At 71.1% G+C, this 21,600-nt stretch carries 21 protein-coding genes; 8 read left to right on the plus strand and 13 right to left on the minus strand.

Annotation, left to right across the window (positions count from 1 at the left end):
• Positions 1–203: 203 nt before the first annotated feature.
• The 7 genes from V5F67_RS03595 to rimP form a co-directional block, all read right to left on the minus strand.
• Positions 204–524 carry an SH3 domain-containing protein gene (locus V5F67_RS03595; protein WP_394021199.1) on the minus strand — a complete coding sequence of 107 codons (321 nt, stop codon included), beginning with the start codon at positions 522–524 and terminating at the stop codon, positions 204–206.
• A gap of 95 nt (positions 525–619) precedes the next feature.
• Positions 620–1,699, minus strand: a complete 1,080-nt coding sequence (gene truB, locus V5F67_RS03600; RefSeq protein ID WP_394021200.1) for a tRNA pseudouridine(55) synthase TruB — start codon at positions 1,697–1,699, stop codon at positions 620–622.
• A complete protein-coding gene (gene rbfA, locus V5F67_RS03605; protein ID WP_394021201.1) occupies positions 1,696–2,136 on the minus strand; it encodes a 30S ribosome-binding factor RbfA in 441 nt (146 codons plus the stop codon). The genes truB and rbfA overlap by 4 nt, the downstream gene beginning before the upstream one ends.
• A 274-nt stretch (positions 2,137–2,410) precedes the next feature.
• Positions 2,411–5,476, minus strand: a complete 3,066-nt coding sequence (infB, locus tag V5F67_RS03610; protein ID WP_509210605.1) for a translation initiation factor IF-2 — start codon at positions 5,474–5,476, stop codon at positions 2,411–2,413.
• Positions 5,473–6,201, minus strand: a complete 729-nt coding sequence (locus V5F67_RS03615; protein WP_394022201.1) for an RNA-binding protein — start codon at positions 6,199–6,201, stop codon at positions 5,473–5,475. Before V5F67_RS03615 ends, infB begins: the two co-directional genes overlap by 4 nt.
• A gap of 20 nt (positions 6,202–6,221) precedes the next feature.
• Positions 6,222–7,832, minus strand: coding sequence for a transcription termination factor NusA (nusA, locus tag V5F67_RS03620; RefSeq protein ID WP_394022200.1), 1,611 nt, complete (start codon positions 7,830–7,832; stop codon positions 6,222–6,224).
• Complete coding sequence (gene rimP / locus V5F67_RS03625) at positions 7,832–8,668, minus strand: ribosome maturation factor RimP (protein ID WP_394022199.1); 837 nt, start codon at positions 8,666–8,668, stop codon at positions 7,832–7,834. Before rimP ends, nusA begins: the two co-directional genes overlap by 1 nt.
• A gap of 464 nt (positions 8,669–9,132) precedes the next feature.
• Between rimP and V5F67_RS03630 the strand changes: the two genes are divergently transcribed.
• Positions 9,133–9,537, plus strand: coding sequence for a D-Ala-D-Ala carboxypeptidase family metallohydrolase (locus V5F67_RS03630; RefSeq protein ID WP_394022198.1), 405 nt, complete (start codon positions 9,133–9,135; stop codon positions 9,535–9,537).
• Between the two features lie 159 nt (positions 9,538–9,696).
• Here the strand turns inward: V5F67_RS03630 and V5F67_RS03635 are convergent, their stop codons facing one another.
• Entirely contained in the window at positions 9,697–10,212 is a 516-nt protein-coding gene (locus tag V5F67_RS03635; RefSeq protein ID WP_394022197.1) for a universal stress protein, read from the minus strand.
• 232 nt (positions 10,213–10,444) lie between these two features.
• Here V5F67_RS03635 and V5F67_RS03640 point away from each other — a divergent pair, with 232 nt between their 5' ends.
• Positions 10,445–10,882: a GlcG/HbpS family heme-binding protein gene (locus V5F67_RS03640; RefSeq protein ID WP_394022196.1), complete on the plus strand. Its 438-nt coding sequence runs from the start codon at positions 10,445–10,447 to the stop codon at positions 10,880–10,882.
• A gap of 152 nt (positions 10,883–11,034) precedes the next feature.
• Here the strand turns inward: V5F67_RS03640 and V5F67_RS03645 are convergent, their stop codons facing one another.
• Complete coding sequence (locus tag V5F67_RS03645) at positions 11,035–11,652, minus strand: malonic semialdehyde reductase (RefSeq protein ID WP_394022195.1); 618 nt, start codon at positions 11,650–11,652, stop codon at positions 11,035–11,037.
• A 320-nt stretch (positions 11,653–11,972) separates the two neighbouring features.
• On the opposite strand from V5F67_RS03645, the gene V5F67_RS03650 reads away from it, so the two are divergent.
• The 3 genes from V5F67_RS03650 (at position 11,973) to V5F67_RS03660 (ending at position 14,760) form a co-directional block, all read left to right on the plus strand.
• Positions 11,973–13,208, plus strand: coding sequence for a pyridoxal phosphate-dependent aminotransferase (locus V5F67_RS03650; RefSeq protein WP_394022194.1), 1,236 nt, complete (start codon positions 11,973–11,975; stop codon positions 13,206–13,208).
• Positions 13,205–14,260, plus strand: coding sequence for an AbrB family protein (locus V5F67_RS03655; protein ID WP_394022193.1), 1,056 nt, complete (start codon positions 13,205–13,207; stop codon positions 14,258–14,260). The genes V5F67_RS03650 and V5F67_RS03655 overlap by 4 nt, the downstream gene beginning before the upstream one ends.
• 83 nt (positions 14,261–14,343) lie before the next feature.
• Positions 14,344–14,760, plus strand: a complete 417-nt coding sequence (locus V5F67_RS03660) for a DoxX family protein (RefSeq protein WP_394022192.1) — start codon at positions 14,344–14,346, stop codon at positions 14,758–14,760.
• Between the two features lie 34 nt (positions 14,761–14,794).
• Here V5F67_RS03660 and V5F67_RS03665 read toward each other — a convergent pair whose 3' ends face one another.
• Both V5F67_RS03665 and V5F67_RS03670 read right to left on the minus strand, forming a co-directional pair.
• Positions 14,795–15,559, minus strand: coding sequence for a M48 family metallopeptidase (locus tag V5F67_RS03665; protein ID WP_394022191.1), 765 nt, complete (start codon positions 15,557–15,559; stop codon positions 14,795–14,797).
• A gap of 62 nt (positions 15,560–15,621) precedes the next feature.
• On the minus strand, positions 15,622–17,052 hold the full coding sequence (locus tag V5F67_RS03670; RefSeq protein ID WP_394022190.1) for a polyhydroxyalkanoate depolymerase: 1,431 nt from the start codon (positions 17,050–17,052) through the stop codon (positions 15,622–15,624).
• 152 nt (positions 17,053–17,204) lie between these two features.
• On the opposite strand from V5F67_RS03670, the gene V5F67_RS03675 reads away from it, so the two are divergent.
• Together V5F67_RS03675 and V5F67_RS03680 are read left to right on the plus strand one after the other, a co-directional pair.
• On the plus strand, positions 17,205–18,560 hold the full coding sequence (locus V5F67_RS03675) for an ActS/PrrB/RegB family redox-sensitive histidine kinase (RefSeq protein WP_394022189.1): 1,356 nt from the start codon (positions 17,205–17,207) through the stop codon (positions 18,558–18,560).
• 69 nt (positions 18,561–18,629) lie between these two features.
• Positions 18,630–19,184 carry an ActR/PrrA/RegA family redox response regulator transcription factor gene (locus tag V5F67_RS03680; protein WP_394022188.1) on the plus strand — a complete coding sequence of 185 codons (555 nt, stop codon included), beginning with the start codon at positions 18,630–18,632 and terminating at the stop codon, positions 19,182–19,184.
• Positions 19,185–19,197: 13 nt separating this feature from the next.
• Here the strand turns inward: V5F67_RS03680 and V5F67_RS03685 are convergent, their stop codons facing one another.
• Together V5F67_RS03685 and V5F67_RS03690 are read right to left on the minus strand one after the other, a co-directional pair.
• Entirely contained in the window at positions 19,198–19,677 is a 480-nt protein-coding gene (locus V5F67_RS03685) for an MmcB family DNA repair protein (protein WP_394022187.1), read from the minus strand.
• Positions 19,674–20,573, minus strand: a complete 900-nt coding sequence (locus V5F67_RS03690; RefSeq protein ID WP_394022186.1) for a YihY/virulence factor BrkB family protein — start codon at positions 20,571–20,573, stop codon at positions 19,674–19,676. Before V5F67_RS03690 ends, V5F67_RS03685 begins: the two co-directional genes overlap by 4 nt.
• Positions 20,574–20,759: 186 nt before the next feature.
• On the opposite strand from V5F67_RS03690, the gene V5F67_RS03695 reads away from it, so the two are divergent.
• Positions 20,760–21,587 carry a phosphatase PAP2 family protein gene (locus V5F67_RS03695; protein WP_394022185.1) on the plus strand — a complete coding sequence of 276 codons (828 nt, stop codon included), beginning with the start codon at positions 20,760–20,762 and terminating at the stop codon, positions 21,585–21,587.
• Positions 21,588–21,600: the final 13 nt, after the last annotated feature.

Below are 21,600 nucleotides of genomic sequence, written 5' to 3' on the forward strand. Positions count from 1 at the left end.
AGGGTGCACCGACAACCCGCGCGATCGAGCCGGGGAGGCCGAGCCGGGTAGGCGTTCGGTGCACGTTCGGCCGGGCCGGGATGTCGTCCAGCGCGGTCGAGACAGCACGAAATGCGGCGCCGAAGGCACCGCTCGCGCGGCGGACTATACAGATTTGCCCGCCGCTTGCCAGGGGAATGTTGCGGCCTCGCGGGATGGAAGGCTCAGGAGCAGCTGACGTAATCCCGGAACACCCAGCCGAGCGGCTGGCCGCTTTCCATCGTCACCACATAGGCCCAGGGCTTGCCCTTGCCGTCGGTGGCGTCCGCCTCGATGCGCACCGGCGTTCCGTTCTTCACCTGGCCGAGAATCTCCCCGTAGGGACCGGAGCGCACGTTGAGCGGTGTCCCGGTGGGGTCGGCGATCCGGCATCGGCTCTGCGCCGCCGCCGGGAGGCTCGCCGTCGCCATGATGCCGGCCGCAAGCAGTCCGGCGGCGATCGGGCCGGCGGGCCGGCGCAGGCGGGAAGCGATCGCTTTCGGCATGGGATACCTCGCTCGGGCGCACCTGCTGCGCTGCCGCGGGTTGCCCCCGCGGCGCGGTTCCTGAGCGTCAAGCATAGCAGATCGGGACGCCGCCTTCAGTCCTGGCTCTGGCCTTCGCGCCTCGCGCCGCCCCTGCCGTCGCGCCGGCCCCCCTGGCGCGCCCAGTTGAAGACGCGGTGAGGAAACACCTCGCCGCCCTCCACGTCGCCGATGGCGACCAGAGCACCCTGGCAGAACACGCCCGCATGGCCGTGCATCACCGGCGCGTCGCGACCGCGCAGGATCACGCTCTGGCCGCAGCGCAGGCGGTGGGCGTCGGGCGGGGCGACGTTGAGGCGCGGCAGCTCCTCCAGCGCGATCTCCACCGGGTCGAGGGCCTCGATCAGCGCCTCCTCGCCGTCCTCGGCGCGGGCCTTGAGCTCGTCGAGCGGCACCAGGTCGTCTTCCAGGAAGGCGCCGACGCGGGTGCGCCGGAGCGCGCTCACATGGCCGCGGCAGTCGAGCATGCGGCCGAGGTCGCGGGCGATGGCGCGCACATAGGTGCCCTTGCCGCATTCGGCCTCGATCACCGCGTGGTCGGCATCCAGGCGGTCCACGAGGGCGATGGAATGGATGGTCACGGGGCGCGCCTCGAGCACCACCTCCTCGCCCTCGCGGGCGAGATCGTAGGCGCGCTCGCCGCCGATCTTGAGCGCCGAATAGGCTGGAGGCACCTGGAGGATCTCGCCCTTGAAGGACTCCAGCATGGCGCGGATGTCGAGGTCGTCCGGGCGGCGATCGCTGGTGGCGACCGGCTTGCCCTCGGCGTCGTCGGTGTCGGTCTCGATGCCGAAACGCACCGTGAAGCGGTAGGACTTGCGGCCGTCCATCACGTACGGAACGGTCTTGGTCGCCTCGCCGAAGGCGATCGGCAGGCAGCCGGAGGCGAGCGGGTCGAGCGTGCCCGCATGCCCCGCTTTCTTAGCCCCGAACAGGCGCTTGACGATGCTCACCGCCTGGGTGGAGGTGAGGCCGGTGGGCTTGTCCAGCAGCACCCAGCCGTCGAGGTCGCGCTTGGGTGCGCGCGGGCGCTCGTCGCGGCCGCGCTGCGGACCACGGGGGAGGGCGGCCCCGCCGGAAGCGCCTTCGCGCGGCTCGGGGGCTTCAGGGCGCGGGGCGGTGGCGGCGGCAGTCATTCTTTGTCGGTCTCGTCGTCGTTGGATTCAATGTCGTCGGTCGCATCATGATCGAGGTCGCGCGCCACGGCCGGCGAGCGCAGCAGCGCGTCCATGCGGGCGCCCTCGTCGAACGAGGTGTCCTCCAGGAAGCGCAGGTCCGGCACCGACTTGAGCTCCACCAGGCGGGCGATCTCCATGCGCAGCGCCTTGCGGTTGGCGGCGAGCGCCTTGATCACCGGGCGCACGTCCTTGCCGCCGAGCGGCATCACGTAGCAGGTGGCGATCTTCAGGTCCGGCGACATGCGCACTTCCGGCACCGTGATGATGTGGCCAGCCAGAATCGGGTCGATATGGTCGCCGCGCTGGAGCACCTGGGCGAGGGCATGGCGCACCAGCTCGCCCACGCGCAGCATGCGCTGGGAGGGGCCGCCCCCCGTGCGGGTATCAGGTCTCATGGGTCTTTTCTCTTAAGGGCGCCGGGCCGGGCGCCGTCTCCTTCAATGGGGAGCGGTCGGGATTGGACCGTGCCGCTCCGGTTGCCTTCTTGCACGGGCGAAGCCGTTTCAGGGACGCAGCTCCCTCTTCCCGTTGGGGAGAGGGCGGGGTGCGGGGGCACACCGACGGGCCTTGAGCGCCGCGCCCGCGGCGCGGCATCCTTCCCCTCATCTTGCCCTCTCCCCAGCGGGGAGAGGGTTCACCACGATGAGAGGCTGCCTCTCCCGCCCCGCCTCACAGCGAGCGCTGCACCACCTCCACGCGATAGCACTCGATCACGTCGCCGGCGCGCATGTCCTGGTAGTTCTCGAACGACATGCCGCAGTCCTGGCCCGCATGCACCGTGTTCACCGCATCCTTGAAGCGGTTGAGCGTGGCGAGCTTGCCTTCGTGGATCACCACGTTGTCGCGGATGAGGCGCACGTGCTGGCCCTTCTCCACGATGCCGTCGGTGACGGTGCAGCCGGCCACCTTGCCCACCTTGGAGACCAGGAAGATCTCCTTGATGAGCGCGTTGCCCAGCATGGTCTCGCGGTTGATGGGCGCGAGCAGGCCGCTCATGGCCTTCTTCACGTCGTCCACGAGGTCGTAGATGATGTTGTAGTAGCGGATCTCGATGCCCGCCCGCTCGGCCGCGTCGCGCGCTTCCTTGTTGGCGCGCACGTTGAAGGCGATGATCGCGGCGCCGGAGGTCTCCGCCAGCGTCACGTCGCTCTCGTTGATGCCGCCCGCCCCCGAATGGATGATGCGGGCCTGCACCTCGTCGTTGCCGATCTTCTCCAGCGCGCCGATGATGGCTTCCACCGATCCCGACACGTCGCCCTTGATGATGAGGGGGAATTCCTTCCGCCCCGAAGCCTTCACCTGGCTCATCATCTGCTCCAGCGAGCCGCGGATGGTGGCGGAGCGGGCCGCCGCCTTCTCGCGCTTCTGGCGCTGGCGGTAGTCGGTGATCTCGCGGGCGCGGGCCTCGTTCTCCACCACCGCGAGGCGGTCGCCCGCCTCCGGCGTGCCGTTGAAGCCGAGCACCTCGGCCGGGAAGGAGGGGCCGGCCGCGTCCACGTTGGCGCCGGTGTCGGCGATGAGGGCGCGCACGCGGCCCCATTCCGCGCCGGCGACGACGATGTCGCCCACGTGCAGCGTGCCGCGCTGGACCAGCACGGTCGCCACCGGGCCGCGGCCGCGGTCGAGCTTGGCCTCCACCACCGTGCCTTCGGCGGCGCGGTCGGGGTTGGCCCGGAGGTCGAGCAGCTCCGACTGGAGGGCGATCGCCTCAAGCAGCTTGTCGAGGTTGGTCTGCGCCTTGGCGGAGACCTCCACCTCGAGCGTCTCGCCGCCCATGGTCTCCACCTGCACCTCGTGCTGGAGCAGCTCGGTGCGCACGCGCTCGGGCTTGGCGTCGGGCTTGTCGATCTTGTTGATCGCCACGATCAGCGGCACCTTGGCGGCGCGGGCGTGGTTGATGGCCTCCACCGTCTGGGGCATCACGCCGTCGTCCGCCGCCACCACCAGCACCACGATGTCCGTCACCTTGGCGCCGCGGGCGCGCATGGCGGTGAAGGCGGCGTGGCCGGGGGTGTCGATGAAGGTGATCTTCGAGCCCGAGGGCGACGTCACCTGGTAGGCGCCGATGTGCTGGGTGATGCCGCCGGCCTCGCCGGACACCACGTTGGCCTTGCGGATGGCGTCCAGCAGCGAGGTCTTGCCGTGGTCGACGTGGCCCATGATGGTCACGACGGCCGGGCGCGGCAGCAGGGTCTCGGGCGCGTCCGGCGTGTCGAACAGGCCTTCCTCCACGTCGCTCTCCGAGACGCGGCGCACCGTGTGGCCGAGATCGGAAGCGATCAGCTCGGCCGTGTCGGCGTCGATCACGTCGGTGATCTTCACCATCTGGCCCTGCTTCATGAGCATGCGGATCACGTCCACGGCCCGCTCCGACATGCGGTTGGCGAGCTCCTGGATGGTGATGGTCTCGGGCAGGATCACCTCGCGCGAGATCTTCTCCTTGCTCTCCTGCTGCCGGTGGCCGGTCATGCGCTGGGTGCGGCGGCGGAACGAGGCCACCGAGCGCTGGCGCTCCTCCTCGCCCGACTGGGCGGTGACGAGCGTGAGGCGGCCGCGCTGCTTCTCCTGGCCGGCGGGCGCGCGGGGAACCTTGACGGGCGGCGCGGGACGCGCGCCGGGTCCGCGGCGGACCGCGCCTCGGCGCTCCTCCTCCTCGCTCTCGGTCGTGCCGGCGGGGCGCGGGGTGAGGGGGCGGGCGGTGGTGGCGGTCGTCGTCGCGGCGCCGGCGGCGGGACGGGCGCCCTGCTCCTCTCCGAAGCGCTTGCGCGCCTCCTGCTCGGCGCGGCGCTTGCTCTCGTCGTCGTGGGCGCGGCGGCTCTCCTCCTCGCGCTTGCGCGCCTCGGCGGCCTCGCGCTCGGCGCGCTCGGTACGCTCGCGCTCGGCGCGGCGGCGGGCCTCGGCCTCGGCGGCGCGGCGCTCCTCGGCCATGCGCTGCTCTTCCACCGCCCGCGCGCGGGCGTCGGCGAGCGCGCTGGCGCGGGCGTTGCGCTCCTCGTCGGTGAGGGTGCGCAGAACCACGCCGGAGCCGCCGGGACGCTGCTGGGCGGACCGGCCGGGCGGGCCGCCGGAACGGCGGGCATCGCCGCCCGCGCCGGGCCGGCCGGCCGGACCCTGCCCGGGACGGGCCGCGGCGCCGGCCGAACGCTGGGGTGCGGAAGCGCCGGGGCGCGAGGACCCGGCGCCCGAGGCGGTGCGGGTGGTCGTCGGCGCTTCGGACCGGCTCGGAGCCGCCGGCGCCTTGGGCGCGGCAGGCGCTTCGGCGGCGCGCGACGGGGCGGCAGATGGGGCGGCAGGAGCCGCGGGCGCGGCCGGAGCGGCGGGAGCCGGGGTCGGGGCGGCCGCGGCCGGCGCGGCGGGCTCCGCGGGCGGCGCCACGGGCGCGGCCGGAGCGGGCTTGGGAGCCGCAGGTGCCTTCGCCTCGACGGAGGCGGGAGCAGGGGTCGGCGCAGCCGGAGCGGGTGCCGCCGGCGCTGCCTTGGGCGCGGCCGGCGCAGGCGCCGCCGGGGCAGCCGCCGGAGCGGCCGGCGCGGCGGGACGCGGCGGCGCCACCGCGGGTGCAGCGGGCTCGCCGGGCGCAATGACGCGGCGCTTCACCTTCTCCACCACCACCGCCTTGGAGCGGCCGTGGCTGAAGCTCTGGCGCACCGTGCCCTGCTCCACCGGGCGCTTCAGGGTCAGCGTCTTTCCGGGAGCGGGATGGAGCGTCTTGTCGCCGGGAGTCTTGGTGTCGTTCATTCCGTATCCGTTCCTTGCATCCGGTCGGGGGATGCGCCTGCGATCAGGCCATGCCCCTCCGGCGCGCTGTCGGACGTTCCGGTCCGCCAGCGCTCGAGCCTTCGGCAGCGCGCGAGAAATCCCGCGGTCGTCGGATGCGCGAGCAGCGCCGCATGTACCACATTTGACCGCCCCAACGCCAAGTCCAATTCGATGCCGGGAAAGCAATCGACCACTTGGACCCGCGGGGCGCCTTCGGCTTCCGCCTGCCGCGCGCGCGCGTTCAGCTTGCGCACCCCGTCCGGGCGCGCGTCGGCGGCGTGGAGAAGCACGAGCACGCCACCACCGGCGAGCGCCTCCTCCACCTTCGCGTTGCCCGTGACCACGCGCCCCGCTTTGTTGGCGAGGCTCAAGGACGCGCGGGCGTCGCGCGAAAGAAGTTCATCGACGAGATCGGCCAGGCCCTGGTCGGCCGTGCCCTTGCCCTTGAAGGCGCGGCCGAAGGCCTTGCGCTTCAGGGCGGTCTCCAGTGCCGCGCGGGTGGCGCTCACCCAGGCGCCGCGGCCGGGAAGCCGTCGCGCGAGGTCAGGGACGATCTTGCCGTCCGGCCCCACCACGAAGCGCAGCATCTCCCCCACCGGCGTCACGGCGCGGGAGGCGAGGCACAGGCGCGCGAGCGGCGCGCGCGCAGCGACAACGCTGCGCGGCCCCTCGTCCGTCTCCTCGTCCAACGCGCTCGCGAGCACCGTGGGTCATCTCCTTCTACTCAGGCCGTGGCGTCGGGGGCGGCCTCCTCGGCCTCCTCCGCGCCCTCGGTGGCGAGGTCTTCCGCGCTGATCCAGCCGGCGGCGACGCGCGCCTGCATGATCAGGTTCTCCGCGTCCTCGCGGGTGAACTCGAAGCCGTCGAGCGCGCCGGGATGGCGCGTGGTCTCGCCGTCCTTGCGCTCGCTCCAGCCGATCAGGTCGTCGGTGGCGCAACCGGCGAGATCCTCGACGTTCTTGATGTCGTTCTCGCCGAACGCCACCAGCATCTTGGAGGTGACGCCGGGAACGGTCTTCAGGTCGTCCTCGACGCCCAATTCCTTGCGGCGGGCGTCGAGCGCCTCCTCCACCTCGGCGAGGTGCTTGAGGGCGCGGGCCTGCAGCTCGGCGGCGGTGTCCTCGTCGAAGCCCTCGATGGAGGCGAGCTCGTTGACCGGCACGTAGGCGATCTCCTCCACCGAGGTGAAGCCCTCGGAGGTGAGCAGCTGGCCCATCATCTCGTCGAGATCGAGCGCCTCGGCGAACATCTTGGTGCGCTCGGCGAACTCCTTCTGGCGCCGCTCGCTCTCCTCCTGCTCGGTGAGGATGTCGATGTCCCAGCCGGTGAGCTGGGAGGCGAGGCGCACGTTCTGGCCGCGGCGGCCGATGGCGAGCGAGAGCTGCGCGTCGGGCACCACCACCTCGATGCGCTCGCGGTCCTCGTCGAGCACCACCTTCACCACCTCGGCGGGGGCGAGGGCATTGACGATGAAGGTGGCGATGTCCGGGTTCCAGGGGATGATGTCGATCTTCTCGCCCTGCAGCTCGTTCACCACCGCCTGCACGCGCGAGCCGCGCATGCCGACGCAGGCGCCGACCGGGTCCACGGAGCTGTCGCGGGAGATGACGGCGATCTTGGCGCGCGAGCCGGGATCGCGGGCCACCGCCTTGATCTCGACGATGCCGTCATAGATCTCCGGCACCTCCTGGGCGAACAGCTTCGCCATGAACTGGGGATGGGTGCGGGAGAGGAAGATCTGCGGGCCGCGCGGCTCGCGGCGCACGTCGTAGATGTAGGCGCGGATGCGGTCGCCGGTCTTGACGATCTCCCGCGGCAGGAGCTCGTCGCGGCGCAGGATGCCCTCGCCGCGGCCGAGGTCCACCACAACGTTGCCGTACTCGACGCGCTTGACGAGGCCGTTGACGATGTCGCCGATGCGGTCCTTGTACTCGTCATACTGCCGGTCGCGCTCGGCCTCGCGCACCTTCTGCACGATCACCTGCTTGGCCGACTGCGCGGCGATGCGGCCGAAGTCGAAGGGCGGCAGGGTGTCGGCGATGGTGTCGCCCACCTGGGCGGCGGGATTATGCCGGCGCGCGCCGTCGAGCGTGATCTCGGTGGCGGTGTTCTCCACCTCGTCCACCACGAGGAGGTGGCGCGCGAGGCGCAGTTCGCCGGTCTTCGGATTGATGTCCGCGTGGATGTCCGTCTCCTGGCCGTAGCGCGAGCGCGCGGCCTTGGCGATGGCGTCCTCCATGGCGGCGATGACGATGCCGCGGTCGATGGACTTCTCCCGCGCGACCGCGTCGGCGATCTGCAGCAGCTCCAGCCGGTTTGCGCTGACGGCGACCATCAGTGCGTCTCCTTCGCAGTGGTCTTCGGGGCCCGGACATCGTCCTCTTCGGCGAAGGGCGATTTCTTGACCTTGGATTTCTTCGCGTGCGCCTTCTTGCCGGTCTTGCTGGCCTTGGCCTTCTTGCCGGCGACCTTGCCGGTCAGGCCCTTGTTGGCGCTCGGGTTGTGGCGCGGCGGCGCGGGCATGTCCGCGTCCGCCGGAACGTCTTCGTCGGCTGCGCCGTCCTCGCTGTCGAGGAAGGCTTCCGCCTCGTCGTCGAGATCCTCGCCCGCGGCCTTGGCGGCGCGCAGCGCCTCGCGGATCAAGGCATCGGTGAGCACCAGCTTGGCCTCGTGGATGTCGCCCACCGGCAGGCGCACGGTCGGCTCCTCGTCGGCCTTGGCGTCGAGCCGGCGCACCACCGCATCCGCGCCCTCGGCGCCGATCAGCAGGCCGCGGAAGCGCTTGCGGCCGTCCACCGGGATGGCCATCTCGATCTTCACCTCGTGGCCGGCCCAGCGGATGAAATCGGACAGGCGCACCAGCGGCCGGTCGATGCCGGGCGAGGACATCTCCAGGCGATAGGCGCCGTGGATCGGATCCTCGACGTCGAGCACCGGCGAAAGGGCGCGCGAGGCGGCCTCGCAATCGTCGATGGTCATGGTGCCGTCCGGCCGCTCGGCCATGATCTGCACCGTGCCGCCGTCCCGGTTCGTGACCTTCACGCGCACCAGCCGGTAGCCCATGGCGCCGAGCACGCCCGAGGCGATGGACGCCACTCGCGCCGAGACGCCGGTCTCGGTGATGAGGCGCGGCTCGTCGGCATCGGCGGTCAGGGTGATCGGGTCGCTCATGTCCCTCCGGGACGGTTCGTGCGCAGGCATCGTTGCGCGGATTTCGTCATTTGCTCCCTCAGGCCGTCTCAAGGGAGGCTTCGGCTCCGGCAGGTGCGGATATGCCGAAAGGAGCGGGTCCCGGCCGGGGCCCACTCTCATCACCTTCGACTGCGATGGCTCTGAGGTATCCCTCATCAGGGACGGCGCTAATATAGCGTCAAACTGCGATCGCGCAAGCACGACCGCACGGGCTGCCGCACCGGGCGCTTCCGTGGGCGCTGCTCGGACTGGTGGAGAGAAGGCGAGCAGGCACGCCCTATTTGTGCCAAACATCGCCGCTCTAAAGCGCGCCCTCCGGACGCCGCGCTGCGCGTCCCGATCGCCGGGCCATCGCCTGCAGGCGTCCTTCGCCGCCGCGGCCCGCCATTCCCCGATCCCAAGGACCTCCGTCAAGCATGCGTTTATCGAGACCGCCTGTTGCCGTGCGTTGCCTTCTTGCCGCCTGTCTTCTCGCCGCCGCCTCCGGCTCCGCTGTCGCCGGACCCAAGGCAAAGTCCGCCAAATCGACCAAGTCCCAGAGCTCGGGCACCGCGAGCGCGAGTCTTGCCTGCCTGCCGCCCGAGCTTCGCAGCGCGCTCGCCGACGTCGAGCGGAAGTTCGGCCCCGTGGCCGTTCTTTCCACCCACCGCCCCGGCGCGGTGGTGGCCGGTACCGGCCGGCCGAGCCAGCACCGCGACTGCGGCGCCGTCGACTTCCGTCCCTCCGGCAACCGCCGCGCCATCATCGCCTTCCTGCGCGACGATCCGCGCGTGAAAGGCCTCGGCATCTACCGTTCCGGCCACATCCACATGGATGCCGGACCCTATCGCGTGACGTGGAACAAGTGACCGGCGTACCACGTCCGCGATGAGCGGGCCGCCCTCTGCCCATGCGCCGCTCCCCCCGGCGCGGGCGGGGGCCAGACCGCGGCCGCATGCGGCCGCGGGTTCAGGCCGGCGGCCACGTCCGCCGCCGGGGCGGCCCGCTTCCCTTCGCACCGGCGCGCCTCAGGCGAGGGCGTCCAGCTCCTCGTCGGAGAGCGCGCCGGGCACGATGGTGATGGGCACGGGAAAGCGCGCCGCATGGGCGTGGACGAGGCTCGTCACCAGCGGACCCGGCCCCTCGCTGCCGGTGCCGGCGGCGAGCACCAGGATGGCGAGGTCGCGGTCCTCGGCGATGAGCGAGAAGATGGCGTCCGCCTTCGAGCCCTCGCGGATCACCTCCTCGGCGGCGATGCCGGTCACCTGGCGCGCCCGGGCCGAGAATTTCTTCAGCCGCGCCTCCATCTGCTCCTGCGCCTCGGCGCGCATCAGGTCGGCGACGCCGAGCCATTGCTGGTTGACGCCCTCGAGCTCGAGCACGCCGAGCAGCACCAGCCCGCCGCCGGTGCCGGCGGCGCGGCGGCTGGCATAATAGACCGCGCGGTCGCATTCGGGCGTGTCGTCCACCACCACCAGGAACTTGCGGCGATGTCCCGGCTCGAAGCTGAGGCGCTTGGGGTTCGGGTTCGCTGCGGCGGTCATGGCGGTCTCTCCCCGATCTCCCCGTCGGCCGGCGGGGAGCGGGGCGATGGTGCCACGCCGGAGCGGGAAGGCAGAGACAAAAATGCCGCTCGATCCGTGCCGGCCGGTGTCGGGGCAGGTTCAGAAACGCGGCCGGATGCGGTAGAGGGATGGTCGGCGCCCCACGGCCGATTCCGCGCCTGGGCGAACCCGTCCGCGCGCGCCAGCGCGCCGCATGACCAGGAGGAAGCCATTGAAAAGCCTCACACTCGCCGCTGCGCAGACGATCCTCGACGCGGCCCACGCCCATGCCAGGACGCACGACATGAAGCCGCTCGCCATCTGCGTGCTGGATGCGCGCGGCGCGCTCAAGAGCTTCCTCGCCGACGACGCCACCAGCCTCAGCCGGGGAGATATCGCGCGGGGGAAGGCGAATGGGGCGCTGGCGCTGGGGATGGGGTCGCGGGCGCTGTTCAAGCGGGCGCAGGACCAGCCCTTCTTCATCGCCGCGGCCACCAGCACCATCGGCGGCTCGCTGGTGCCGGTGCCGGGCGGCGTGCTGATCCGCGATGACGAAGGTGAAGTCATTGGCGCGGTTGGAATTTCCGGAGACACCTCGGACAATGACGAGGCCTGCGCGGTGGCCGGGATCGTCGCCGCCGGCCTCGCCGCCGATCCCGGCGAGGGCTGAGACGGACGGCGCCCCCGGCGCCCCGGCCGGGGGGATCCGCTCCCCGCGGCCGGTGGACCGACAGGGGCAAGTCGGGCCCGAATCCCGCGCGAAACCTGCGCAAATCCCGCTCTGGTCCCGCGCTGGTCCCGGACCTTGGTCCTGCCGGCCGGTCAGACGATCTTCGCCGCCTCCTCGAAGGCGAGGCGCGGCAGGCGCTCCAGCACCTTGGAATGGTCGCCGTGGCCGATGGCGGCGATGAAATTGGCCTTCACGGTGCCGCCGGGGAAGAATTCCGCATCCACCTTCGCCTGGTCGAAGCCGGACATGGGGCCGACATCGAGCCCGAGCGCGCGGGCGGCGATGATGAGGTAGGCGCCCTGGAGCGCGGAGTTCCGGAACGCGTGCGACTCCACCATGCCCGGATTGTTCACGAACAGGTCGCGGAAGCCCGGATTGTGCGGAAACACCTGCGGAATCTTGTCGTAGAACTTGGTGTCGTAGCCGATCAGGGCGATCACCGGCGCGGCCAGCGCCTTGCGGTTGCCTTCCGAGAGCGCCGGGGCGAGCCGTGCCTTGGCTTCGTCGGAGCGCACGAACACGAACCGCGCCGGCTGCGTGTTGGCCGAGGTGGGGCCGTATTTCACGAGGTCGTAGAGCGCCTTGATCTCGGCGTCGGTCACCGGCGCGTCGGTCCAGCCGTTGTGCGAACGGGCGGCGAGGAACAGGGTGTCGAGCGCGGCCTGGTCGAGGGCCGGCCGGGCGGCGTTGGACGGGAGGGTGGCGGTCATGGGATGGTCCCCGTTTCTGGAGCGGCCGGGCGGCGCGCCCGTTCGGCCCGCGGATGCGGTCCGGCAGTTGGTGGGACTGAGCTAGGTTCTCGCCGACGCAAGCGCAACGCGCAGTGCTGCAAGACGGCATTGCGGTTTCGCACTGACGAAAGGTAATCACAGCCTCCACCGATCACGTCTGCTGATCGAACCCCTCCAGCAATTGATGAGAAAACCGCGCCGGCGGCCGCTATGGTGCGGCCGAAGCGCATCGGTCACGCGCCGCCCGTTCCACCCCCGAGTTCGCCCATCCCCGAGTTCGCCCATGCCTGAGTTCGCCCATGCCCGCCACTCTTCCGACCGGGCCGCAGCGCGCGGGAGCGCCTGCGGTCGATCCCTGTCTTTCCCGCGTGCGCGAGCACGTGCTCGCCTTGCCGGAGAGCGGCATCGTCGAGGTGATGAACTACGGCCTCGCCCGCGGCGGGGTGATCCCCATGTGGGCCGGGGAGGGCGACCTGCCGACCCCCGCCTTCATCCGCCATGCGGCGGCGCGCGCGCTGGAGGCGGGCGAGACCTTCTACACCTGGCAGCGCGGCCTGCCGGAGCTGCGCGCCGCGCTCGCGCGCTACATCGCCCGGCTCTACGGCGTCGCCGAGGACCCGGAGCGCTTCTTCGTCACCGGCTCGGGCATGCAGGCGATCCAGGTCGCGTTCACCATGGCGCTGGGCCCGGGGGAGGAACTGCTCCTGCCCTCGCCCACCTGGCCCAATGCCGCCGCGGCGGCGCTGAAGATCGGCGCCGTGCCGGTGCCGGTGCCGTTCGACTACGGCCCGTCCGGCTTCACCTTCGACCATGACCGGCTGGAACGGGCGGTGACGGCGCGCACCCGCGCCATCTTCGTCAACACCCCGGCCAACCCCACCGGCTTCGTCGCCTCCCACGACGATCTGCGCGCCATCCTCGCCCTCGCGCGGCGCCACGGGCTCTGGATCATCGCCGACGAGATCTATGGCCGCTTCTTCTACGGCGAGGGCGGGCGCGCGCCCTCGTTCCGGGACGTGATGGCGGAGGACGACCACATCCTGTTCGTCCAGACCTTCTCGAAGAACTGGGCCATGACCGGCTGGCGCATCGGCTGGCTGGAGGCGCCGCCGGCGCTCGGCCAGGTGATCGAGAACCTGATCCAGTATTCCACCTCCGGCGTCGCCGCCTTCATGCAGCGCGGCGCCATCGCGGCGCTGGAGGAAGGCGAGCCGTTCGTCGCCGAGCAGGTGGCGCGGGCGCGCGCCGGCCGCGACCTCGTCTGCGCCGCGCTCGCCGCCACCGGGCGGGTCGACCTCGTGCCGCCGGCCGGCGCGTTCTACCTGTTCTTCGGCGTGACGGGGGAAACGGACGTGCGCCGGCTCGCGCTGCGGCTTGTGGACGAGGCGCAGGTGGGGCTCGCCCCCGGCACTGCCTTCGGTCCCGGCGGCGACGGCTTCCTGCGCCTGTGCTTCGCGCGCGGGGAGGCCCAGCTTTCCGAGGTGGCGCGGCGCCTGTCCGGCTGGCTCGCGGGCGAACGCCGGGAGGCCCCGTGAAACCTTCGGGGGGCAGGAAAAAGGCGCTGCGCGCCAGCCTGCTCACGCTGGCTGCGGGCGGGCTTGGCGGCTTCGCCTTCCATCTCGTCGGCCTGCCGGCGGCCTGGATCTCCGGCGCGCTGCTGCTGACCCTGGCCCTGGCCCTGGCGCAGGTCGAGGTGCAGGTGCCGAAGCCGATCGAGATCGCCTCCTACGTGGTGCTCGGCACCTCCATGGGCACGGCCCTCACCCCGGACCTCGTGGCCCAGGCCGCGAGCTGGCCCATCAGCATGGCGTTCCTGTCGCTGAGCGTGTTCTGCACCATGGCGGGGTCGATGCTCTATTTCCGCCATTTCGCCGGCTGGTCGCTGGAGACCGCCTTCTACGCCTCCGCGCCGGGCGCCTTCTCGGCGGTGGTGGGCATGGCGGCGGAGAGCGGGGCGGACCTCAGGCGGGTCGCCTTCGCCCAGACGGTGCGGCTGTTCCTGCTGGTGGCGGCGCTGCCCAACATCCTCGGCGCCACCGGCCTCAGCAGCGCGCAGGTGGCGGCGCCGCCGCAGCGGGGCGACCTTCTGGAGGTGGCGCTGCTGCTCCTGGCGGGAACTGCGGCCGGCCTTCTCGCCGGGCGGGTGCGCATGCCGGGGGGCGTCATCGTCGGCGCGCTGCTGGCGAGCGGCCTGCTGCACCTCGCCGGCCTGTCCACCGCCACCTTGCCGCCGGCCTTGCTCATTCCCGCCTTCGTGGTGCTGGGCTGCAACGTGGGCGTCCGGTTCCGCGGCACCAGCCTCCACACGGTGCGGGAGATGACGCTGGTGTCGGTGATCGCCTTCGTGGTCGCCGCCTCCATCTCGGCGGTGTTCGCGGTGATCGCCGCGCTCGTCACCAGCGACGATCCGGGCAAGCTCCTCACCGCCTTCGCGCCGGGGGCGCTCGAGGCCATGACGGCGCTCGGCTTCGCGCTCGGCTACGACCCGGCCTTCATGAGCGCGCACCACCTGTTCCGCTTCGCCGGCCTCTCGGTGGCGCTGCCGGTGGTGGCGCGGCTCCTGTTCGCCGTCGGGGAGGGGAAATAGCGCGGCCCGCTGTGCCGGGCATTTCCCCATGGTCAAGATTATCTTTTCGCGCCATAAGGATGCAGTGCGCGCAGGAGACCGTCATGCACCTGTTGGACGACGTCGCCCTTCTCCTCGGCCGGCTGTTCATGGCCGCGCTGTTTCTGCCCTCGGGTCTCCAGAAGGCCACCAACCTCTCGGGCCTGACCGGCATGCTCGAACGCCAGGGCCTGCCCTATCCGAGCACGCTCGCGATCCTGGCCGTGATCGCCGAGATCGCCGGGCCGATCGCCCTGATCCTGGGAGTCGCCTCGCGCCTCACCGCGATCCTGCTGATCGGTTTCGTGGCGGTGGCGACCCTCACCGCGCATGCCTACTGGCTGGTGCCGGACGCGGCCGCCCAGGCGACGCAGAGTATCCAGTTCTTCAAGAACCTCGCCATCATCGGCGGCCTGCTGTTCTATTTCGCCAGCGGCCCGGGCGCCATCTCGCTGGAGCGCAACGCCGTCCACAGGAGCTGAGGCCGGTTCCGCCGGCCCGCGCGGAACGCGGGCGTCAGCCGTAGCGGTGGAGGCCCGCGCCGTTGTGGCGCAGCCAGGCTTCCGCCTCGGCGCGGCGGGGGAAGATGGCTTCCACGAGCCGCCAGTAGCGCGGGCCGTGGTTCATCTCCAGCCGATGGGCCACCTCGTGCGCGGCGAGATAATCGAGCACGAAGGGCGGCGCCATGATCAGGCGCCAGGAGAAGGACAGGTCGCCCTTGGCCGAGCAGGAGCCCCAGCGGCTCGCCGTGTCGCGCAGTGTGATGCGGCCCACCTCCACCTTCAGCGCCGCCGCGTGGCGGCGCACCGCCCGCATCAGTTCCGCGCGCGCCTCGCGCTTGAGATGGTCGCGCACTCGGCGGGCGATGTGCGGCGCCTCGCCGGCGACGCAGAGCGCCGGCATCCCGCCGTGCGCGCCATTGAGCGCCCCGTCGAGCCAGACTGTGCCGCGCTCGTCCGGCCGATGGACGATCAGATGCGGCTCGCCCCGCACCGGCACCACCGCTCCGGCCTCGAAAGGCACCATCTCCGGCAGCCGCACCAGCCGCACCCGCACCCATTCGCGATGGCGATGAACGAAATCCCGGGCGGCGGACAGGGGCACGTGGGGCGGCGCGGTGAGGGTCACGTCCCGCGCCACGGCGCGCACGCGCAGGGTGAGTCGCTGGGCCTTGGGGTGTCTGCGTACCGTTACAGCCAGAGGCTCTCCATCGAGCACCAGCTCGATGGATTCGAATCCGCCCCGTGGCGGGGCTTTTCGATCCTGGCGGCGGAACAGCATGGCGATGGTTCTGGAGATGTTCGCAACGGCATCTTCACCAAAAACCACGTTCCCCGCTACCCCTACGTGGATGCGCTCCGGGGATAAAGCGGCATCACGTTGGCCGGGAAGCCGAACACGTCGGTCTCCGCCGGCACGTCGGCCTGCGGCTCCGGCAGCGGCCGGGGCGGCACGGACGCGCGGGCGGCTCCGGCCGGCAGCTCCTGGGACAGGATGAAGTCGGAGATGCGCGGCGCGATCTCGGAGCGGAAGCGCGAGCCGTTGAACACGCCGTAATGGCCCACCCCCGGCTGCTCCCAGTGGGCGCGCTTGTCCTCGGGGATGCGCGGGCACAGGGCATGGGCGGCCTTGGTCTGGCCGATGCCGGAGATGTCGTCCTTCTCGCCCTCCACCGTCATCAGCGCCACCCGGCGCACCGCCGACGGGTCCACCCGCTGGGAATGGTGCATGATCTCGCCCTTCGGCAAAGCGTGGGTGATGAACACGTTCTCCACCGTCTCCAGGTAGAATTCGGCCGTCAGGTCCATGACCGCGAGATACTCGTCGTAGAACTCGCGGTGCTTCTCGGCCGAATCGCCGTCGCCCCTCACCAGGTGACGGAACAGGTCCCAGTGGGCCTGGAGGTGGCGGTCGAGATTCATGCTCATGAAGCCGTTGAGCTGCAGGAAGCCGGGATAGACCTCGCGCAGCGCGCCCGGATGGGGCCACGGCACCTGGGTGACGACGTTGCGGCGGAACCAGTCGATGCCGCGGTCCTTGGCGAGCGCGTTCACCGCGGTCGGCGTCTCGCGCGTGTCGATGGGGCCGCCCATGAGGATCATGGATTTGGGGACGTAGGGGTCCTCCTCCTGCTCCATGCGGGCGACCGCCATCAGCACCGGCACCGCCGGCTGGCACACCGCCATCACGTGGCAGTCCCCGCCCATGCGGTGGAAGATGGAGATCAGGTAGTCCACATAGTCGGAGAGGCCGAAGCGCCCTTCGGCGAGCGGCACCATCTTGGCGTCCACCCAGTCGGTCACGTAGACGTCGTGGGTGGGCAGCATGGCCTCCACCGTCCCGCGCAGCAGCGTCGCGTAGTGCCCCGAGACCGGCGCCACCACCAGGAGGCGCGGCTGCGGCCGGCGCGGCGGATGGTCGAAGGCGCGCTCGAAATGCAACAGGTTGCAGAACGGCCGCTTCCACACGGTGTTGATGTGGACCGGCACCTTCATTCCGCCCACCGTGGTGTGGGTGATGCCCCAGTCCGGCTTGCCGTAGCGGCGGGTGGTGCGCTCGAACAGCTCGCAGGCGGCCGCCATCGACTTGCCGATGGTGGTGTGCGACACCGGATTGATGGGGTTCTTCAGGAACATCCGGCTCGCGTCCGCCATGGCGCGCGAGGGATTGAGAGCGGCGTGGCCCATCTCGTAGAGCCAGTAGAGCGGCGTCGACAGGCCCAAATCGATTTGGGTCGGGAGCTTCGTCGCGCCGGTGAATTCACCGATGGCCATGGACCAACCTCGCGATGTGGGGTCGAGGACCCTCCCGCTTGTCCCGGGTAGGGTCAATGCCGACGAAAGGGTGGGGGGTCATATCAATGTCCAGATATGTCCCGGATGTCACAGTGCAAGGCACCCCGATATGGGGGCGGAGGTAGAAGGGGATGATGCCTGCATTTGCTGCGTCGCACCATGGCCGGTCGTTCGGGCTTCGGCTCGACACCCTGATTCGACTGCGCTGGCTCGCGGTGGCGGGCCAGACGGCCGCGCTCGTGGTGGTGAACCTGGTCCTGGGCTTCGAGCTGCCCATCGCGCCCTGCCTCGCGGCCGTGTCCCTGTCGGTGCTCCTGAACGTCTTCCTGCGGGTCAAGTATCCGCTCGCCCGGCGGCTCGGCGACGGGGCGGCGGGGCCGCTGCTCGCCTATGACGTCCTTCAGCTCACCGCTCTGCTCTATCTCACGGGCGGGCTTAAGAATCCGTTCGTGCTGCTCTATCTGGCGCCGGTCATGATCTCGGCCACCGGCCTGTCCTGGGGCACGACGGTGGCGCTGGGGGCGCTGGCGGTGGCCTGCGCCGGCGCGGTCGGCCTTTATGCCTGGCCGCTGCCCTGGGGCGGGCCGGACGCGCCGGTGCTGCCGGACCTCTATCTCGCCGGCGTCTGGGTCTCGCTCACGGTGGCGGTGGGCTTCATCGGCCTGCATTCCTGGCGCGTGGCCGAGGAGGCGCGCGAGCTCGGCGACGCGCTCGCCGCCACCGAGCTGGTGCTGGCCCGCGAGCAGCATCTCTCGGCCATCGACGGCCTCGCCGCCGCCGCCGCCCACGAGCTCGGCACCCCGCTCTCCACCATCGCCCTGGTGGTGAAGGAGATGGAGCGCTCCATGAAGGCCGACGACCCCTACGCCGAGGACGTGGCGCTCCTGCGCGACCAGGCCAAGAGGTGCCGCGACATCCTCCAGACCCTCACCTCGCTCCAGGCGGGCGACGCCCCGTTCGACCGCATGCCGCTGCGCCTGCTGCTGGAGGAGGTGGTGGAGCCGCACCGCAATTTCGGCATCGCCATCGCCATCGACGTGCCGGACGATCCGGACGCGCCGGTGATCGCCCGCAATCCCGGCCTCATCTACGGGCTCGGCAACCTGGTGGAGAACGCGGTGGACTTCGCCGCCGGGCGGGTCGAGATCCACGCCCAGTGGAGCCCGACGAGCCTGGAGATCATCCTCATGGACGACGGGCCGGGCTTCGCGCCCGAGGTCATCGCCCGGATCGGCCAGCCCTACGTCACCTCCCGCGCCCGCGACCGGCAGGACCCGGACGGCGAGAGCGGCCTCGGCCTCGGCTTCTTCATCGCCAAGACGCTGCTGGAGCGCACCGGCGCGGCGCTGACCTTCGCCAACCGGGCGCTGCCGCAGACCGGCGCGCTGATCACCGTGTCCTGGCCGCGCGCGGCGCTGGCCATAGAAGTGGAAAGGGGCGCGACAGATCGACGCGGCTTGAGCTATTCTTCGTCCAAAGAAGCGTAAAAGTCCGTGGAAATCGAGGGTATGCGCAGAGCCATCGGCGCGCGGCTCGCAGATTCGAGGATGTGAGAGATGAACGATTTGACGCCCCCCGAGGTGGGAGAAGAACGGTCGGTGCTGATCGTCGATGACGACCGTCCGTTCCTCCAGCGCCTCGCGCGGGCCATGGAGGCGCGGGGCTTCGCCGTCGCCACCGCCGAGACCGTGGCCGAGGGCCTCGCCCGGGTCGAGGCCGGCGCCCCCGCTTACGCGGTGGTGGACATGCGGCTCGGCGACGGCACCGGCCTCGACGTGATCTCGGCGCTCAAGAAGCACCGGCCCGGCGCGCGCGCCATCGTGCTCACCGGCTACGGCAACATCGCCACCGCCGTGACCGCGGTGAAGCTCGGCGCGGTGGACTATCTCGCCAAGCCCGCGGACGCCGACGACGTGGTGGCGGCGCTGTTCGCCACCGGCGACCACAAGCCGATCCCGCCGGAGAACCCCATGTCCGCCGACCGGGTGCGGTGGGAGCACATCCAGCGGGTCTACGAGCTGTGCGGGCGCAACGTGTCGGAGACCGCGCGCCGGCTCTCCATGCACCGCCGCACGCTGCAGCGCATCCTCGCCAAGCGCGCCCCGCGCTGAGCCGGGGCGACGCTCACAGGCTGTAGCGCGTCAGCTCGGGATCGTGGAGCGCGGCGAGCCGGGAGGCCGCCGTGTGGGCGAAGCGCAGCATCAGCGCCTTGCGCGTCGCCGCGGGCAAGGGATGGGCGGGGGCCGGGCGCAGCAGCTCGGCGCCGAACGCGTCGGCCACCAGCAGCCCGGTCTCCAGCGGCAGGATCTCGGCCGGAAAGTCGAGCGGCACCGCGAACAGCAGCCGGTCGCAATAGGCGCGGTATTCCGGCCATTTCAGGTCGGTGCGGAAGTCCTGCACCGACGACTTGATCTCGACGATCGACACCTCGCCGCGCCCGTCCACCGCCAGGATGTCGGCGCGCCGGCCCGACACGAGGCAGAACTCGGGAATGCCCACCAGCCCGCGCGCCGACAAATGGCGCAGCACCCCGCGCTGGACCGCGCGCGCGGTCGGCGACTGGCGCCCGTCCTCGGGCGGCTCGGGCAGGGTGTCCGGCCTCACGGGCGCGTCTCCGCCGCGGCCGCCGGCGCCGGCAGGGCGAGGATGACCTGGCCGCGGGCGCGCTTGATGGCCGCGTTCAGCTCGCCGCCGAACACGAAGATCGAAGCCGTAAGGTAAAGAAACACCAGGGCGATCATCACCGATGCGAGGCCGGCATAGGTGGTGACGTAGTTGGCGGGGAATTCGGAGAGGTAGAAGCCGAACGCCGCCGCGCCCACCAGCCACAGCACCAGCGTCACCAGGATGCCGGGCGCCACCTCCATGAGCGAGCGCCGTCCCGCCGGCAGCCACAGGTGCGCCACCAGCAGCGCCACCACCAGGATCAGGCTGGTCAGGCCGAAGCGCGCCAGCGTCACCATGCGCGAGAGCGGCGCGAGCTGCGGCAGCTCGCTCACCGCCGTCTGCCAGAGCAGCGGCCCGAGCACCACCAGGAAGGACAGCGCCAGCATGGACACCGCCGCCAGCAGCACGTAGCCGATGGATTCGAGCCGCAGCCAGTACCACGCCCGCTCCTCGCGCACCCCGTAGGCGCGGTTGAGGCCGATCCTCAGGCTCTCGATGCCGTTGGAGGAGAAGTAGATGGCGAGCACCACGCCGTAGGTGAGCACGTCGGTGCGCACCTGGTTCACCACGTTGTGGATCTCGCGCGAGATCGGCTCGGCCACCTTCTGCGGCCAGGTCTCCAGGATCAGCTGGATGGTCTCGGCGGCGAGCGGCCGCAGATCCAGGAAGCCGGCCAGCGCGGTGACGAAGATCAGGAACGGGAACAGCGACATGAGCGCGGAGAGCGCGATGTGGCTGGCGATCGCCCAGCCGTCATCGGCCGAGAAGGTCCAGATCGCGTCGATGACGATCCTGACCGTGTCGATCACCATCCGATAGGCGCGCCGCAGCATCCGTGCTCCAACTTTCCGGCTCCGGCTTCCCGGCCCCCGTCAGATCGGGCCTTCCCCGGCGAATGGCAAGCGCGCAGTGCGCCCTTCGGGCCGGGGCGCTGACATTTTCGCGATTCGACGCGGCGGGAAAATCCACTAAAGGGAACAGGCATCGCGGCGGCAAGCGCCGGCGGCAGAGGAGGAAACGTGCGGTCTGTCCTGTTCCTTGTCCTCGTGATCGGCGCCGCGGTGGCGATCCTGTTCACCGTCTTCCCGCAGTGGGACCTCGCCATCAGCGGCTATTTCTGGGACGTCGGGCGCCGTGCCTTCACGCTCGCCGGCGCCCCCTGGGCCAAGACCGTCCGCTCGCTCGCCAACTGGATTCCCTGGCTGATCGCCGGCCCGGCGTTCGCCGCCATCATTCTGAAGCTCCTGTTTCCCTGGGGCCGCATGTTCATGAGCGCGCGCGCCGCCGTGCTCCTGGCCGCCACCATGGCGCTCGGGCCCGGGCTGGTGGTGAACGGCATCCTCAAGGAGGAATGGGGCCGCCCGCGCCCGGTGCACGTGGAGGAGTTCGGCGGCAAGGACGCCTACAAGCCCTGGTTCGCGACCGACGGCGCCTGCCCCGGAAATTGCTCCTTCGTCTCGGGCGAGGGGGCGCTCGGCTTCTGGCTGACCGCGCCGGCGAGCCTTGTGCCCGGGCCGCTCGGAGCGGTGGCCATGACCGCGGCGGTCGCCTTCGCCGCCACCGCCGGGGGCCTGCGCATCGCCTTCGGCGGCCACTTCTTCACCGACGTGGTGTTCTCGGGCGTGGTGGTGGTGCTGATCGTGGTCGCCATGCGCTACCTGATCTACGACCGCAAGGGCGCGCCCACCGACTTCCGCATGGAGCACGCCATCGGCCGGCTGGGCTACGGGCTCCACGCTTTGGTCGGCGGCACGGCGCGCGCCCTCGCCGCGCTGGCCCGGCGCGCCTGGATCTCCTTGCGCGCCCTTGCGGCGCGCCACTTGCCAGGGCGCCGCGCGGGCCTATAGTCCGCGCCGATTT

This window comes from Xanthobacter pseudotagetidis, assembly GCF_043194795.2.
GTDB classification, from domain to species: Bacteria; Pseudomonadota; Alphaproteobacteria; order Rhizobiales; family Xanthobacteraceae; genus Xanthobacter; species Xanthobacter tagetidis_A.